This window comes from Litorilituus lipolyticus, from assembly GCF_006439335.1.
Classification (GTDB): Bacteria; Pseudomonadota; Gammaproteobacteria; order Enterobacterales; family Alteromonadaceae; genus Colwellia; species Colwellia lipolytica.
Map to the genome: position 1 here is coordinate 1 of NZ_SAWY01000008.1, position 15,482 is coordinate 15,482.

Sequence of the window (15,482 nt, forward strand, 5' to 3'; positions counted from 1 at the left end):
GTAATCTCTTTGAGTTCGTTTAGTGATTGATTTCATAACACTCTCCAATTTAATCGTGGAAAAGTGTCAACCTTATTTAGGACGGGTCACCTGCATAAAAAAAGGACCATGCGGTGCATAATCCTTTTTCATTTTTTACTCAATGAAAACGCTCAACGTTAGTCAAGCGGTTTGTTAGCAATAATAGGCTTTTCTTTACGTAAGTTTGTTGTCTAAATCAGCCGCTTATTTCATCACTTGGTGAGTAATCACTTCACCTAAGTCAGTTAATTGCTGTATCCATGAAGCAACTTCTTTGCTTTGATGAGGTGCGGCGCTGACGCCTTTTACTGCTACGTTATTGAGTATCGATTCAATGGCGAAACTGACAGGAATAGAGACGAGTCTTGCCATGGCTTGACCTTTCTCATTTCCACTTGAGTCAAGCAAGTAGCTTTGCTGCCAAACGGTACCATCTGCATTTTTAGCTTCTAAATCAACATGAAGTACCACACGATCGGGTTCATTCTCTTCATAGCTATATTGACGCTCTAGTGATTCACTAATGACTTTTAATTCTTGCTCAGCGGTTTCAGCTGAAGCAGAAGACGTTAATTGAGCAACTTTATCAAATAGTTCAGCCCAAGCATCTGACCAGCCAGCTAATCGCAATGTACCACGAACAAATTGTTGTACATTTTCATCTGCTAAGTGGTATTGCTCCATGAAAGGCAATGAGTCTCTATTTGGGTAACATTGAAATGTTTCACTACCTTCAGGTAAATCAACAGTATAATCAGCAAGAGCTTCCCATGGCGCATTTGAATTGCCTTCAACACCATTTTCTAACCATTTTGCCGGCGATTTTAAAGCTTTTAACACACCTAATGGTGACCAACTGAATTTGTATTTGAAGTCGTTAGCAATTTTAGGGAAACCGCCACAATATGAGCGGAAATACAGTTTATTGTCGCTATGGTATTGCGAACTATTTTTGTAGTTTTCCACCAATGCATGGGCAAGTATATGATCTAAACCTGGGTCTAAACCAACTTCATTTACAAAGCATAAATTAGCTTCCTTTGCTTGTTGGTGAAGCGCTTGCATCTCAGGTGAGATATAACTACTTGACACAAAGTGAGCATTTTTCTCTAAGCAAAGCTCTGCTACTTTAATGTGCATAGTTGCAGGTAACATAGATATTAAGATATCACCCGCTTTAACCTTGTTGGCTAATGCTGACCATTCTAATGTTGATATCTCAATTTTGTCGGCGATTTGTGAAAGCGCAGCTTGTGCTTTACCTAAGCTTCTATTCCACACGATAACGTTACGATTATCATGGGCAAGCTTTTCTATGCCGGGGATAGAAGATAGACCGACACCAAGCCAATGAATTGTTGCTGACATAAGGGTTCCTTACTGCTTAAAGTGCTGCTGTTTTGTCGTTAAATAAACTTAATGCTTTTGGCCAAACACCTTGGCTCTGGTCATTAAGTGTGAGTAAATGTTTGACTAATTGTTCACCGTAATCTTCACTACTTTCTTTTGGTAACAGTGAAGGAAGATGATCTATAGCAATCATGTCCAATGGTGAATCACCTTGAATTAAAGAAAGGCAAGGTGATTTAAAGGTTGTGCATTCGCTATAAATGGGTAGTGGATTATAACTACCATAAGGGTCACAACTAACATCAACTATCATCGATAATGTTCTTTCTTTGCTGTCTAACATTTCTTTGGTGATAAAAGGTGGCAAATCTTGGTTGATGAAAACACAGTTGACTAAAATATCCATTTGTAAAATCTCAGCAAATGGACCACCTTTTTGTGTTTCAGCAATATCCCACTCCACGGTTTCAAGGGAAAGTGCTTTAGCTAAGGCCACTGCACCTGAGCCACTACGCCCTTTTGCCCCAATAACCAAAACCCTTGGTTTTGACTCACAGCGATTAAGTAACTCATTAATATCTGCAATTAATGCTTGTTGGTTAACATAAGAGTTAACTTCTTTAAGGGGTGGAGTAGCATTTTGCTGCTGGTTTAACCAAGCCATAACACCTAGAGCTGCGCCAGCATAACCCGCCCAATAGCCAAAAGCGGCTATACGGCGATTGTTTTCATCTACTAAGTATTCAAGGTCAAAAAGCTCACCTTTACCGTTAACAAATCGACTCAGTAATGCTTGCCAGCCTTGTTGTTCTTTATAAGCATGGGCAAAATATATATGTTGATGACGCAAGGGGAAATCGGCTTCAGGTAATTCTTTTAGCGCTAATATAATGGCATCTTCAGGGGCATCAACCCAGCTACCTTCTGGTGCTATTTCAGCGCCTACATTCTGATATTCATTAATAGAAAAAATGCTTTGGCTTGAAGATTCAATAGTTACTTTAAAACCAGCATCAAGTAGTTGCTTGGTATTTTCTGGAGTTAAAGCAGTACGTTGTTCTTGTGGTTTAGTTTCAGCACGTAACCACAGGTGTGTATGTGTCATGACAAAAAATTCTCTAATTGAACTGAATTTATACTATAAATAGTACAGTATACAGTATTCGAACGTCATGATATAGTTTTATCATGGACCATACGCTATTACTATGCAATTTTTTAAGAAAGAGATGTAATATCTCAATAAATGCAGTAGCTCAGAAAAGAAGAGTACCTAAACTTGAATATCAAATATAGCCTCAACTTAACGAAAAGAACAATCCTGTCTTTGATAAGCACAATTCTAATCACAGCAATTGCTCAAGCTAGCTCGGAGACTGAAAACCTTATTGATCGCACTGGCACTCCGCTGCAGTTCAAATCTTACGATCAATATGGAAATCAGAAGTTTAACCCGCTATTAGACAATGGTGCGTGGCACGGTTACTTATTACCACAGATGAGTGAAGATTACGCAAGCTTTACTGGGCCTATGGTTATCGCACAAGAATATGGTGTGTTTATTGCTAAAAAGCTAGAGCAATTACAAGTTGTTGATCGTAAGACAAATCAACAATATGACTTTACAAAGGCAAAGCGTGTTATTCAATCAAGGCCGGGTGAATTATTTCAGCAATATGGCTTTGATGATCTAAGTGTCGAGTTGTCCCTAGTTTTTGTCAATGACAGAACGGCTCTACTTACTACAGAGTTGTTTAATAAAGCCAGTATTGCCAAAGAGCTAGAGTTGCGTTGGCATGGAAAATTATTATCACAATGGGATGACAAACTCTCAGTTAAAAAGGCCTTACCTAATTGGGTGGTAAACTTAACCAGTGGTGTTGATAGTGTTGCTTTTACTTTCCCAAAAGTGCGTTCAACCTGGCACTTAATGCTTGATAAAGGCTCACAATATCAAATCAAACGCTCTATTAAGACTAGAACAATACTCTCTCAAGGAAATCAAAGTTATGAAAGTGTTGCTCAATTAACTTTAAAAGCAAACAGTCGCCAAGCGATTTATAGTGCACAAAGCTATTATCATACAACTGAAGAAGCCAGTGCTTATCAGGACAAGAGTTTGGCCATATTAGCTGAACCTAAACGCTTTATTGAAGCAACTAAAAAGCGCTGGCAAGAATATTTAGAAAATGGTCTATCACAAGAAAAATATAACCAGGGACTAAAAAGGTTAGCGCTTAAAAGTATTGAAACCTTACATGGTAATTGGCGTAGCCCTGCTGGGGAGCTGAAAAATAACATTGTTTCTCCTTCGGTTACAGCACGTTGGTTTAATGGGGCATGGGCGTGGGATAGTTGGAAGCATGCTTATGCTTTAGCAACGATTAACCCTGAGTTAGCGAAAGATAATGTGCGCGCTATGTTTGATTATCAGGTTGATGTGTCCGATGAATTACGATCACAAGACGCGGGTATGGTAGTCGATGCTATTTTTTATAACAAAGACAGTGCTCGCGCAGGTGATGGTGGCAATTGGAATGAACGCAATACTAAACCTCCGCTAGCGAGTTGGGCTGTTTGGCAAATATATCAACAAGATGGTGATAAAACTTTTGTTAAAGAGATGTATCCAAAACTGCTGGCCTATCACCAATGGTGGTATCGTAATAGAGATCATAATGGTAATGGTTTAGCTGAATACGGCGCAACTAAGCACAGGTTACATAATAACGACAAGCAACAAATTGTATTTACTGTTGAATATGCTCAAGCACCGAGTAATAAATTAAATTTATCTCATTGTAAAGTCAGTGGTTCGCATAGTTATCAATGTGCGGGTATGGAAACTTATCAGCAAGTATTAGATGTTGGTGGCTATAAAGATTTAGATATTCCAGCACAACATGCTGCTGGCTGGGAATCGGGTATGGATAATGCAGCGCGCTTTGGCTTTATTAATGCTGAGCAATTGACCGCTTATGCTCAAAAAAACTATCAAGGTGATATAAATAAAGCTAGAGCAGATTGGCAAGTAAGATTTTTTGTTAATAAAGACAAACAAGGTAATTTACTCGGTTATTCCATTGATCAAGAGTCAGTAGAGTTGAATAGCTATCTTGCCCAAGAGAAGCAGATATTGGCCAAAATGGCGCGCTTATTGGGCGATGACAAACAAGCTGACAGTTTTGAGCAAAAGGCCATAGCATTAATCAAAACCATTAACCAATGCTTTTATCATAAAGAAACTGGCTTTTATTACGATAGAAAAATTAGTGCTAACATTGATAAAGATGCAACCTGTCAGGGTACCTTACTTCATAAGCGAGGACGAGGGCCTGAGGGTTGGAGTCCATTATGGGCAAATATCGCTGAAAAAAAACAAGCTGAGAATGTAGTTAAGGTAATGCTTGATGAAAAAGAGTTTAATTCTCTAATTCCTTTTGGTACGGCGTCACTGCAAAATCCAGCATATGATGCTGATATATATTGGCGTGGTCGTGTATGGTTAGATCAATTTTATTTTGGAATTATTGCCTTAGATAACTATGGTGAGAAAGTGGCAGCAAAACAGTTAACACAAAAGTTACTTGATAACGCTGAAGGCTTGCTTGAGCAAGGCGCGATTCGAGAAAACTACAACCCTGAAACAGGTGCCGTGCAAGGAGCAACTAACTTTAGCTGGAGCGCAGCCCACCTTTATATGCTGTATCAAGCGTTATAAGTTACACCTGTACCTAATTTTAAGTTCAGCCACCCAAGTGGCTGAACTTGATAGTTTTCTGATGATAATGCTCGCTTGAGTTACTGACTTTCACTACACTTTAAGGTATAGCTATATTAGGCGTTAGAAACCTTTTGTAGATCTTTAGCCCGAGTGAAAGGAGTACTATGAGCATTTTTAAAAAGCACTTTAAGCTTTACTGCGCAATTATCGTTGTTTTAACAGGATTGATGCTATCAGCTTGCCAACATACTCCAGCTCAACAGGGAAATAAGCCTCTTCATGAAGTAAGCAAAGAAAGCTTATGGGATTTTGATCATGAAGTACGCTATTACCAAACCCCGTTATCGAAAAGCAGTTATCAATTAGAAGTTGTTGCTAATGGCAGGGTGAGATTTGAGCGTTTAGCGACCTTTTTAATGCGAATAAGTTATCAACTGTGTCAAGGTTATGGTTATCAACTAAAAGTGTTAGATGGTGTGGAAAGTTATGATCATTACCGTGCATCACCTAATCTAATAATGGGTAATTTGAAAGCTAGGCTTGAATGTCCAATATCGCAATAGTTAAGTCTCGAAGGTTATTAAAAGCTATAAAAAAGGGTTGCTAATTAGCAACCCTTTTTTCAATGTTAAATTAACGTGTTAATCGTTATATGATTAAACCACTGTAATTGGAATGTACTTAGTTGTCATTTCTTCAGTAGGTGGTGCAAAACGTGTTAAGTCGATACCTTCAACTGCAGATTTATACTCGTCCATAGTCGGGAAGCGACCTAATACTGTTGAAAGCACTACTAATGGTGTTGAACCTAGTAATGATTCACCTTTCTTCTCAGCACTATCAGCTACAACACGGCCTTGGAATAAACGTGTAGAAGTCGCAATTACTGTATCACCAGGTTCAGCTTTCTCTTGGTTACCCATACATAAGTTACAGCCTGGGCGTTCAAGATATAAGATGTTCTCATACTTAGTACGCGCTTCACCTTTCGGGTTAGCATCGTCGAATACGAAACCAGAGTACTTAGCTAAGATATCCCAATCACCCTCAGCTTTTAGCTCATCAACAATGTTGTATGTTGGTGGCGCAACAACTAATGGTGCATTGAATTCAATTGAACCGTTTTGCTTCTCTAAGTTACGGAACATTTGCGCGATAATTTGCATATCACCTTTGTGAACCATACAAGAACCAACGAAACCTAAATCTACAGGCTTGCTGTCATAGTAAGAAACCGGGCGAATAACATCATGTGTGTAACGCTTAGAAACATCTTCGTTGTTTACATCAGGGTCAGCAATCATTGGTTCTACGATTGTATCTAGGTCAACAACCACTTCAGCATAGTACTTAGCGTTTTCATCTGGTGCTAAGGCTGGCTCTTCACCAGATTTGATACCTGCGATACGCGAATCAGCAAGCGCAATTAAGCCTGCTAATGTACCGGCTTCGTTTTCCATACCCTTATCAATCATGATTTGGATACGGCTCTTAGCAAGCTCGATAGACTCAATTAAGGTTTCATCGTTTGAAATACAAACAGATGCTTTCGCTTTCATTTCAGCAGACCAGTCAGTGAATGTGAATGCTTGGTCAGCTAATAAAGTACCAATGTGTACTTCGATTACGCGGCCTTGGAATACGTTTTCACCTTCAAATTGCTTAAGCATTTGTGCTTGTGTTGCATGAACAATATCACGGAAGTCCATGTGTTCAGCCATTTCACCTTTAAAGGTTACTTTTACTGATTCAGGAATTGGCATTGCAGATTCACCTGTTGCAAGTGCAATTGCAACCGTGCCTGAATCCGCACCAAAAGCAACACCTTTAGACATACGTGTATGTGAATCACCACCGATGATAATTGCACGGTCATCAACAGTAATGTCGTTAAGTACCTTGTGAATAACGTCAGTCATTGAATGATAAACACCTTTAGGGTCACGTGCAGTGATAAGGCCAAAGGCATTCATAAAGCTCATTAACTTAGGCGTGTTTGCTTTTGCTTTACTATCCCAAACAGATGCCGTGTGACAACCTGATTGGAAGGCACCGTCAACGATTGGAGAAATGGTAGAAGCAGCCATTGCTTCTAATTCCTGACATGTCATAGGACCCGTAGTATCTTGAGAGCCTACAATGTTGACTTTAACACGTACGTTAGAGCCAGCATGTAGAGAGGCTTCAGAAGCAACACCTACAGCATTACGATTGAAGATTTTCTCAACAGCTGTTAAACCTTGACCTTCGTGTGAAATTTCTTTCGATGCAGCATAAACAACAGGTGCTTCAATACCTAATGCTTGGGCCGCAAAAGTTTGTAGTTTCTTACCAAACGTTACAGCATAAGAACCGCCAGCTTTCATGAATTCTTGCTTTTGCGGTGTGAAAGCAGAAGATATGTCAACGAGCTCTTTGTTACCGTTGTAAAGTTTCTTTGCTTTAGTGTCGATAGTAAGCACTGTGCCTGTTGCTACTGAGTACGCTTCTTCTAATACAGGGTCGCCATTGGCATCAGTTACGGTATTACCGTTTGCATCTACTTTTTTAACCCAGTTCTTAAGGTCAAGACCAATACCGCCAGTTACATCAACCGTGGTTAAGAAAATAGGTGCGATACCGTTAGTACCCGCAACAACTGGTGCAATGTTAATAAATGGTACGTAAGGACTTGCTTGCTTACCTGCCCATAGTGCAACGTTGTTAACACCAGACATACGTGATGAACCAACACCCATAGTCCCTTTTTCAGCAATTAACATGACTTTTGCACTCGGGTGCTTAGCTTGAAGTGCTTGAATTTCTTCTTGTGCTTCTGGTGTGATCATACATTTACCGTGTAATTCACGGTCAGCACGAGAATGAGATTGATGACCAGGAGAAAGTAAATCAGTTGAGATGTCGCCTTCACCAGCGATATATGTCACTACGTCAATTTTTTCTTCAATAGCAGGAAGTTTTGTAAAAAATTCTGCTTGTGCATAGCTCTCTAAAAGATCTTTAGCTACAGCACTCCCTGCTTTGTATGCTTCTTCGATACGCGCTGTGTCAGCATCGTATAAGAATACTTGAGTTTTTAATACGTCGGCAGCTGGTGCTGATACAGCGGCATCATCACTTAATGCAAGGTCAAGTAATACTTCAATTGATGGGCCACCTTTCATGTGTGAAAGTAATTCAAAAGCAAATTCAGTGGTAATTTCGGCAACTGTTTCTTGGCCTAAAATAATTTCTTTTAAGAATTTAGCTTTAACACCTGCAGCACTAGTTGTACCTGGTAAAGTGTTATAGATGAAAAAGTTAAGAGAATCTTCGCGGTATTCATTATCTTGCTCTTTAATTTGAGCAATAATTTCTGATAACAAGTCAGCACTATCAATAGGCTTAGGTGCTAAACCTTGATCCTTCTTACGACTTTCAATTTCTTGGATATATTCTAAATAAAGACTCATTTAATACTCTCTTTTAGCGTGTAATTGGCTAATAACATTAACGAATAGAAGGGGGATGTTAACCTCAAAGGATCAAATCGCCCTTGTAATAACAGGACAAATTTGTCCTTATTTTACCTGAATTTTTTCTTTCTACGAATCATTTGCTGAAATAAGCATTATTCACCAAATTTATATCAAGTAGAAGGCTAAGTTATAATACTTATACTACTGCACTTGTAACGCTTTCTTCACGGTATAGCCTAATTTATTGGTGAGTTTGATACCTAGGTCTAATAAGGCTCCTTTATTTTTGGTGATATAGTCATTTTACGTTAACTCTTTTGCTGCATTTAGCTTAGCAGTAAGTGAGAAATATGTTTAATCATGGGTACTAAGTCACATTGTCCTCGTCTTAATATAATTATATTGAGTGTAACCATAGCAAGTTGTCAGTACCCCCTAACAATAAGGTGAATATCGTGCTTCAAGAATATAGAAATCATGTAGCAGAGCGTGCGGCAGAAGGTGTTGTTCCTAAGCCGCTAGATGCAGAGCAAGTTGCTCAACTGGTAGAACTTATTAAAAATCCACCGGCAGGTGAAGAAACATTTCTATTAGAGCTATTGGCTGATCGTGTACCACCAGGAGTTGATGATGCTGCGTATGTTAAAGCAGGCTTTTTAGCGGCAATAGCTAAAGGTGAAGCTGAATCGCCCATATTAGATGCTGCTCGTGCTACTGAATTATTAGGCACTATGCTAGGCGGATATAATATTGAACCTATGATTGATCTTTTAGACTCAGATCATGCTGATATTGCCGTTGAAGGTCTTGCTAAAACCTTATTAATGTTTGATGCTTTTCATGATGTTAAAGATAAAGCAGATGCAGGTAATGTCTATGCTCAAAAAGTTTTAACTTCTTGGGCTGATGGAGAATGGTTTACAAACAAAGCAAAAGTTGCTGAAAAAATTACCGTAAAAGTATTTAAAGTGACAGGCGAAACCAATACGGATGACTTGTCTCCAGCACCTGATGCTTGGTCTCGTCCTGATATTCCAGTGCACGCAAAAGCGATGCTTAAAATGGAACGAGAAGGTATCACACCTGATGAACCTGGCGCAATTGGCCCGATAAATCAGTTAGAATCCTTGCAACAAGAAGGTATTCCTTTAGCGTATGTTGGTGATGTTGTTGGGACAGGTTCATCGCGAAAGTCAGCGACTAACTCAGTGCTTTGGTTTATGGGGGAAGATATTCCGCATGTACCGAATAAGCGTACTGGTGGCGTATGTTTAGGCGGTAAAATAGCTCCTATTTTCTATAATACCATGGAAGATTCAGGTGCTTTACCTATTGAGTTAGACGTGCAAAAAATGCATATGGGTGATGTTATTGACATTTATCCCTATGAAGGTGTTGTAAAAAATGCTGCAGGTGAAGTGATATCTAATTTTGAGCTTAGTGCGGTATTATTAGACGAAGTACGTGCAGGTGGCCGTATACCGCTAATTATTGGCCGTGGTTTAACGGGTAGAGCTCGTGAAGCATTAGGGCTTGAAGAAACAGATTTATTTGCTAAGCCTGTTGAACTTGAAGCATCGACTAAGGGCTTTACTTTAGCACAGAAAATGGTGGGTAAAGCCTGTGGTATAGAAGGTGTTCGTGCTGGTCAGTATTGTGAACCTAAAATGACAACTGTGGGCTCTCAAGATACCACGGGCCCGATGACGCGTGATGAGTTGAAAGATTTAGCCTGTTTAGGTTTCTCTGCTGATTTAACCATGCAATCATTTTGTCATACCTCAGCTTATCCTAAGCCTGTTGATGTACAAACACATCATACCTTGCCTGACTTTATGATGAATCGCGGTGGTGTTTCCCTTCGTCCAGGTGATGGTGTTATTCATTCATGGCTGAACCGTATGTTACTACCTGATACGGTTGGTACGGGTGGTGATTCGCATACACGTTTCCCATTAGGTATTTCATTCCCAGCGGGCTCTGGCTTAGTGGCATTTGCAGCGGCAACAGGCGTTATGCCATTAGATATGCCTGAGTCAGTGTTAGTACGTTTTAAAGGTGAAATGCAGCCAGGTATCACTTTGCGTGATTTAGTACATGCCATCCCGTATAACGCTATTAAACAAGGTTTACTGACCGTTGAAAAAGCGGGTAAGGTCAATGAGTTTTCAGGTCGAATATTAGAGATTGAAGGTCTTAAGGGCTTAACAGTTGAACAAGCCTTTGAACTATCGGATGCGTCAGCCGAACGAAGCGCAGCAGGTTGTACTATAAAGCTTGAAGAAGAGGCTGTAGCAGAATATTTGAACTCTAACATTGTCATGCTTAAATGGATGATCAGTGAAGGTTATGGTGACGTACGAACCATCACTCGTCGGATAAAAGCAATGGAAGCATGGTTAGCAAGCCCATCATTAATGGAAGCCGATAGCGATGCTGAATATGCTCATGTTATTGAAATAGACCTAAATGAAATTAAAGAGCCAGTTGTTTGTTGCCCGAATGATCCTGATGATGCGAAATTATTATCAGAAGTTGCTGGGGTTGATATAGACGAAGTGTTCATTGGCTCATGTATGACAAATATTGGCCATTTCCGCGCTGCAGGTAAATTGATAGAGCAGTTTAATGGTTCATTACCAACCCGTTTATGGGTAGCACCACCAACGAAAATGGATCGCGATCAGCTAACTAATGAAGGTTACTACAATATTTACGGCAGAGCTGGCGCACGCATGGAAACACCGGGTTGTTCACTTTGTATGGGTAACCAAGCAAGAGTTGCTGAAAAATCAACGGTGTTATCTACTTCAACCCGAAATTTCCCGAATCGTTTAGGTACAGGAGCTAATGTTTACTTAACTTCTGCAGAGCTAGCGGGTGTCGGTGCTATTTTAGGTAAATTGCCAACCCCTGCTGAGTACATGGAGTATGCTAAGCAGATAGATGCAACTGCCGCTGATACTTATCGTTATTTGAATTTCCATCAAATGGAACAATATACCCAAAAAGCAGATGACGTTATTTTACAGGTTGAGGCATAAAGTTAGTAAAAGAGTAAACTAATTTTAGTAGCAAAACGCCACTTTTAGTGGCGTTTTTTGTGCTTATTATTTACTTTGTAAAGGTATGTAAATTTTAATCTGAATGTAAAGTTAACCTGTATACTATGGCTATTTTCTGTTGTTAACTAGGTTGAGAAATATCATGGCACTTTCAAATATTACTAAACGTTTACACATACTTATTGCTATTAGCATGATTTGTTTAGTAGCAGTTGGCATTTATATGTCCAATACTGAAACTTTCTTTTTATATCCTATTCATAAGTCTATTGGGGCAATAGTGTTTGTCTTTGCGCTTTGGCGAATTGTTGTACGTATGAAAGAGGGATGGCCTGAGCCAGTCGGTGTTGCGCCAAAAATTCAACTTATTGCTGCTAAAGTAGTGCACTGGGGGCTAATCACTATGACAGTCGTTTATCCTTTATCAGGCTTGATGATGTCAGGTGCAGGCGGTCATGGCATCTACATTTTTGGATTAGAAATACTTGCTTCAAACTATGATGAAGTCACAGGTAAAGCTGTTGCGTTAAACGAGACCATTGCTGGAATAGGTCATGAAACTCATGAGCTATTAGTGCCAGTAATTATTGTGCTTATTATCGTTCATGTGGTTGGCGCATTGAAGCATCACTTTATTGACAAAGATGAAACAATCACCAGAATGTTTTCTTTGAAATAACAGCGCAATAAATCAAGATAACCAGTTGGCTCAATATATATTGAGCCAATCCTTATTTACTTTATTCCCATGAGAATTGATCATATTCAGGGAATTCAAGTTCTATTGATTCTTGCATTTCTACAGCTTTTTTTGCTTGTTCTTTTAAAGCAATAACATCATTTTGAATGTTGTAGCGCAGTTTTCTAGCTTGTGACCAAACCTTTTCATTTTCCGCACTAAATTGTTCTTTATTTTCTACATAACGAGCTAATGCTGGTCCAAGCACTTGATAAGCTTGTTTTAATCGTTTCGCTTGTTGCGACGAAAACTCATTAATTTGTTGGTAATATTTTGCTAACGCTGGTGACAATGGTTGCTCAATTAAGTTGTTTTCATTCGCCATGCGAGAAAAGTATTTTTGGTAATTTTCGAGCGAAATACTATCTGCACTAAGCCATTGTTGCATTGAGTCGCTATTAATAATGGTTTCGCTTTCGGGATCAATAATCATAACCGTTGGCGTGCCATAATAAATTGGCATGTTAAAACGAGATACGACATCAAAACCACGTTGATAATAACCAACATCAATAAAAAGTGTTTGATAGTGCTCGGTAAGTATTGTTTGCATAGTGCTTTGCGAAAATTTTGCAGCTAACCCTGTACTGTCGTGACACCACTGTGCGCCTAACACCAGTAATAGTTTTTTATGCTCAGCTTTGGCTTTCGCTAATTTATCATCGATGTCTTGCATAACATGGTCAGACTCAGCAAATTGATAGCTGGCTAATGTCGGGATTTTATCATTTTGTACAGAGAGACTACTGCATGCAGATAAAGTAAAGAGGGCTAATAGTGTCGTGAAAAGGCGCATTAATTGTCCAACCAGAGAAATATAAAAGAAGTGATAATAACTGATTGGCGTAAGAGATGGTATTGCTTTACGTTTGCCTAAATGAGCAGCAGTATAATGCAAGAGTATTGCATTATACTGATGTTTAACTAGAGCTTAAGGTCAATAGATTTTAGTCTTCATCTACATCATTGTGATTAAAAGCGGCACTGAAAAATTCAACGACATTGTGTTTAGATTTTCTCGCAATGCGCTTGTTCGGGGCTAACAGGACCTCACCTCCTTGACCTAGGTGAGAGTAGGGATCAGTTACTAACCATTTTGGCTCTAATCTATCCCAAGCATGATATGCGCGTTTGAACATATTTAGCGAAACGAACTGTGCATCCGTTGTTGCAAGGTTACTGACTAACATTGGGCATGTTTCAGGGGTGTCATAAGCATCTAGGTTGCCAGATTGAATAAGTATTGGTGCGCCTGTTAAGTTAGTAAACTCAAATCCGGGCACATTATTATATAGCCAACATACAGGGTAGTGGGCAACATGAGCGGCAAAACGTAATGGAGTGCCAGTTAATGCCATATATTGCTCAGTAGCAGTAAGCATGGATAAAACACCTCCCCACGAAAAACCAATAATGCCTATGTTATTAGCATCAATTTCAGGTCTTTGCGCTAAGTAATGCAAAGCGGAAAAAATATCAGGCAGGGTCTCTTGAGGTGAGTTTGGCCTGTTGTCGCTTCCGCCCATTAAATTTCTTGCACCCCAAAGATCAACCTCTAAGGTAGCAATACCTGCCTTATTTAATGCTTTAGCATAGAACTGACCCGTGCTATCGATACCACTGGTACTGTGAACAATAATAACAGCCGGTCTTGGCTTGCTACTTTCAGAACGCGGTAATTGATATTTAGCTGACAGTTGCCAAGTACTGCTTGGTCCTTGTACAGGGATGTTGAGATAAAAAGTATGAGGTAATGGTTGTGAGTTAACTTTTGCGTTGGCATCGAGCATATTAGTGAGTGTGAATAGGCATAAAAATAGCCCAAGAATGAAATTGTTCATTTTAATTCCTTCTATTAAGTGTGATCGAGTACTCCTTTCGAGCATTGAGAATAGTAGTGAATTGGTGATATGTCTAATAGCGACTGTTGTCGTTTATTGAAAATTTAACGATTCGTATTTTATTTGGTAGAATGCGCTCGAAAACCTTGATCTAGATCAAAGTTTGCCTTTTTTAAATCTACAGCACTGAATTTACGTTTCAGTTAGCTCAATGGAGAAAACGATGACAACTACACCTATATCCACAACCACGCCGATAACGATTTGCGCTTTATACAAATTTGTGCGACTAGATAATTATCAAGCATTGCGTGAGCCATTATTAGCCGAAATGACGTTAAATAACGTTAAAGGTACTTTATTACTTGCCTCAGAGGGTATTAATGGCACTGTGGCTGGCCCTGCACAGGGTATTCTAGCAGTATTAGCGTTTTTAAATGCTCAACCAAATTTAGACAATATTTCCCATAAAGAATCGTTCAGTGAAGTAAACCCTTTTCATCGAACAAAAGTGAAATTGAAAAAAGAAATTGTCACTATGGGGGTTGAGGGTATTGATCCAAATAAAGTTGTTGGCACATATGTAAAACCAAAAGATTGGAATGCGCTTATTTCTGACCCTGAAGTTTTACTGATTGATACGCGAAATGACTATGAAATTGAAATTGGTACCTTTAAAAATGCAGTAAACCCAGATACAGAAAGTTTTAGAGAGTTTCCTGAATACGTGGAAAAAAACCTTGATAAAACCAAACACAAAAAAGTTGCCATGTATTGTACAGGTGGTATTCGCTGTGAAAAATCAACTGCTTACTTAAAAGAACAAGGGTTTGATGAGGTATATCACCTTGAGGGAGGCATTTTAAAATATCTTGAAGAAGTGCCTAGTGAAGACACTATGTGGCAAGGTGAATGTTTTGTTTTTGATGGCCGTGTAGCGGTTAATCATGACTTAGAGCAGGGACAATATGATCAATGTTACGCTTGTCGTTTTCCATTAACACAAGAGCAAAAGCAAAGTGAGCACTATGTTGAAGGCGTTAGTTGTCATCGTTGTTATGACAAAGTGTCTGATGCACAACGCAGTCGCTATCAAGAGCGTCAACGTCAAATTGCTTTAGCAGCTGAGCGTGGTGAAGCTCACATAGGTGGTGAGATTACCGATATTATTCAACAAAGAAAGCAGCAGAAATCAGCAATAAAAGCGGCTCAAGCCAAGCAAAAATAAACTGTTAGTTTGTTCATTTAAATTAGTTTGAACGATAAAAACGCCATTAATGTCTA

Annotated in this window: 10 protein-coding genes; 5 read left to right on the forward strand and 5 right to left on the reverse strand. The window is 39.2% G+C overall.

All coding sequences use genetic code 11. From position 1 onward, the window contains the following. Nucleotides 1–225: 225 nt before the first annotated feature. Nucleotides 226–1,389 (reverse strand): saccharopine dehydrogenase C-terminal domain-containing protein, encoded by a 1,164-nt coding sequence (locus EPA86_RS04670; RefSeq protein WP_140602263.1) that lies wholly within the window; start codon nt 1,387–1,389, stop codon nt 226–228. Nucleotides 1,390–1,405: 16 nt separating this feature from the next. Further along, complete coding sequence (locus EPA86_RS04675; RefSeq protein WP_140602264.1) at nt 1,406–2,476, reverse strand: saccharopine dehydrogenase; 1,071 nt, start codon at nt 2,474–2,476, stop codon at nt 1,406–1,408. A gap of 222 nt (nt 2,477–2,698) precedes the next feature. On the opposite strand from EPA86_RS04675, the gene ygjK reads away from it, so the two are divergent. Both ygjK and EPA86_RS04685 read left to right on the forward strand, forming a co-directional pair. Next, nucleotides 2,699–5,092, forward strand: coding sequence for an alpha-glucosidase (gene ygjK, locus EPA86_RS04680; RefSeq protein ID WP_246058260.1), 2,394 nt, complete (start codon nt 2,699–2,701; stop codon nt 5,090–5,092). A 167-nt stretch (nt 5,093–5,259) separates the two neighbouring features. Next, nucleotides 5,260–5,658, forward strand: coding sequence for a hypothetical protein (locus tag EPA86_RS04685; RefSeq protein ID WP_140602265.1), 399 nt, complete (start codon nt 5,260–5,262; stop codon nt 5,656–5,658). Between the two features lie 93 nt (nt 5,659–5,751). Here EPA86_RS04685 and EPA86_RS04690 read toward each other — a convergent pair whose 3' ends face one another. Further along, a complete protein-coding gene (locus EPA86_RS04690; RefSeq protein WP_140602266.1) occupies nt 5,752–8,547 on the reverse strand; it encodes a bifunctional aconitate hydratase 2/2-methylisocitrate dehydratase in 2,796 nt (931 codons plus the stop codon). Between the two features lie 461 nt (nt 8,548–9,008). On the opposite strand from EPA86_RS04690, the gene acnB reads away from it, so the two are divergent. Both acnB and EPA86_RS04700 read left to right on the forward strand, forming a co-directional pair. Beyond that, nucleotides 9,009–11,597, forward strand: a complete 2,589-nt coding sequence (acnB, locus tag EPA86_RS04695) for a bifunctional aconitate hydratase 2/2-methylisocitrate dehydratase (RefSeq protein ID WP_140602267.1) — start codon at nt 9,009–9,011, stop codon at nt 11,595–11,597. Nucleotides 11,598–11,760: 163 nt separating this feature from the next. Further along, entirely contained in the window at nt 11,761–12,297 is a 537-nt protein-coding gene (locus EPA86_RS04700; protein ID WP_140602268.1) for a cytochrome b, read from the forward strand. 61 nt (nt 12,298–12,358) lie between these two features. Here EPA86_RS04700 and EPA86_RS04705 read toward each other — a convergent pair whose 3' ends face one another. Continuing rightward, nucleotides 12,359–13,255 (reverse strand): thioredoxin family protein, encoded by an 897-nt coding sequence (locus EPA86_RS04705; protein ID WP_140602269.1) that lies wholly within the window; start codon nt 13,253–13,255, stop codon nt 12,359–12,361. Between the two features lie 49 nt (nt 13,256–13,304). Then, nucleotides 13,305–14,198 (reverse strand): dienelactone hydrolase family protein, encoded by an 894-nt coding sequence (locus EPA86_RS04710; protein ID WP_170309567.1) that lies wholly within the window; start codon nt 14,196–14,198, stop codon nt 13,305–13,307. A gap of 223 nt (nt 14,199–14,421) precedes the next feature. On the opposite strand from EPA86_RS04710, the gene trhO reads away from it, so the two are divergent. Next, nucleotides 14,422–15,426 carry an oxygen-dependent tRNA uridine(34) hydroxylase TrhO gene (gene trhO, locus EPA86_RS04715; protein ID WP_140602271.1) on the forward strand — a complete coding sequence of 335 codons (1,005 nt, stop codon included), beginning with the start codon at nt 14,422–14,424 and terminating at the stop codon, nt 15,424–15,426. Nucleotides 15,427–15,482 lie beyond the last annotated feature (56 nt).

Coding starts and splice junctions, on each gene's coding strand:
- EPA86_RS04670 (WP_140602263.1), bottom strand. CDS start 1,389: ATGTCAGCAACAATTCATTGGCTTGGTGTCGGTCTATCTTCTATCCCC.
- EPA86_RS04675 (WP_140602264.1), bottom strand. CDS start 2,476: ATGACACATACACACCTGTGGTTACGTGCTGAAACTAAACCACAAGAA.
- EPA86_RS04685 (WP_140602265.1), top strand. CDS start 5,260: ATGAGCATTTTTAAAAAGCACTTTAAGCTTTACTGCGCAATTATCGTT.
- EPA86_RS04690 (WP_140602266.1), bottom strand. CDS start 8,547: ATGAGTCTTTATTTAGAATATATCCAAGAAATTGAAAGTCGTAAGAAG.
- EPA86_RS04700 (WP_140602268.1), top strand. CDS start 11,761: ATGGCACTTTCAAATATTACTAAACGTTTACACATACTTATTGCTATT.
- EPA86_RS04710 (WP_170309567.1), bottom strand. CDS start 14,198: ATGAACAATTTCATTCTTGGGCTATTTTTATGCCTATTCACACTCACT.
- trhO (WP_140602271.1), top strand. CDS start 14,422: ATGACAACTACACCTATATCCACAACCACGCCGATAACGATTTGCGCT.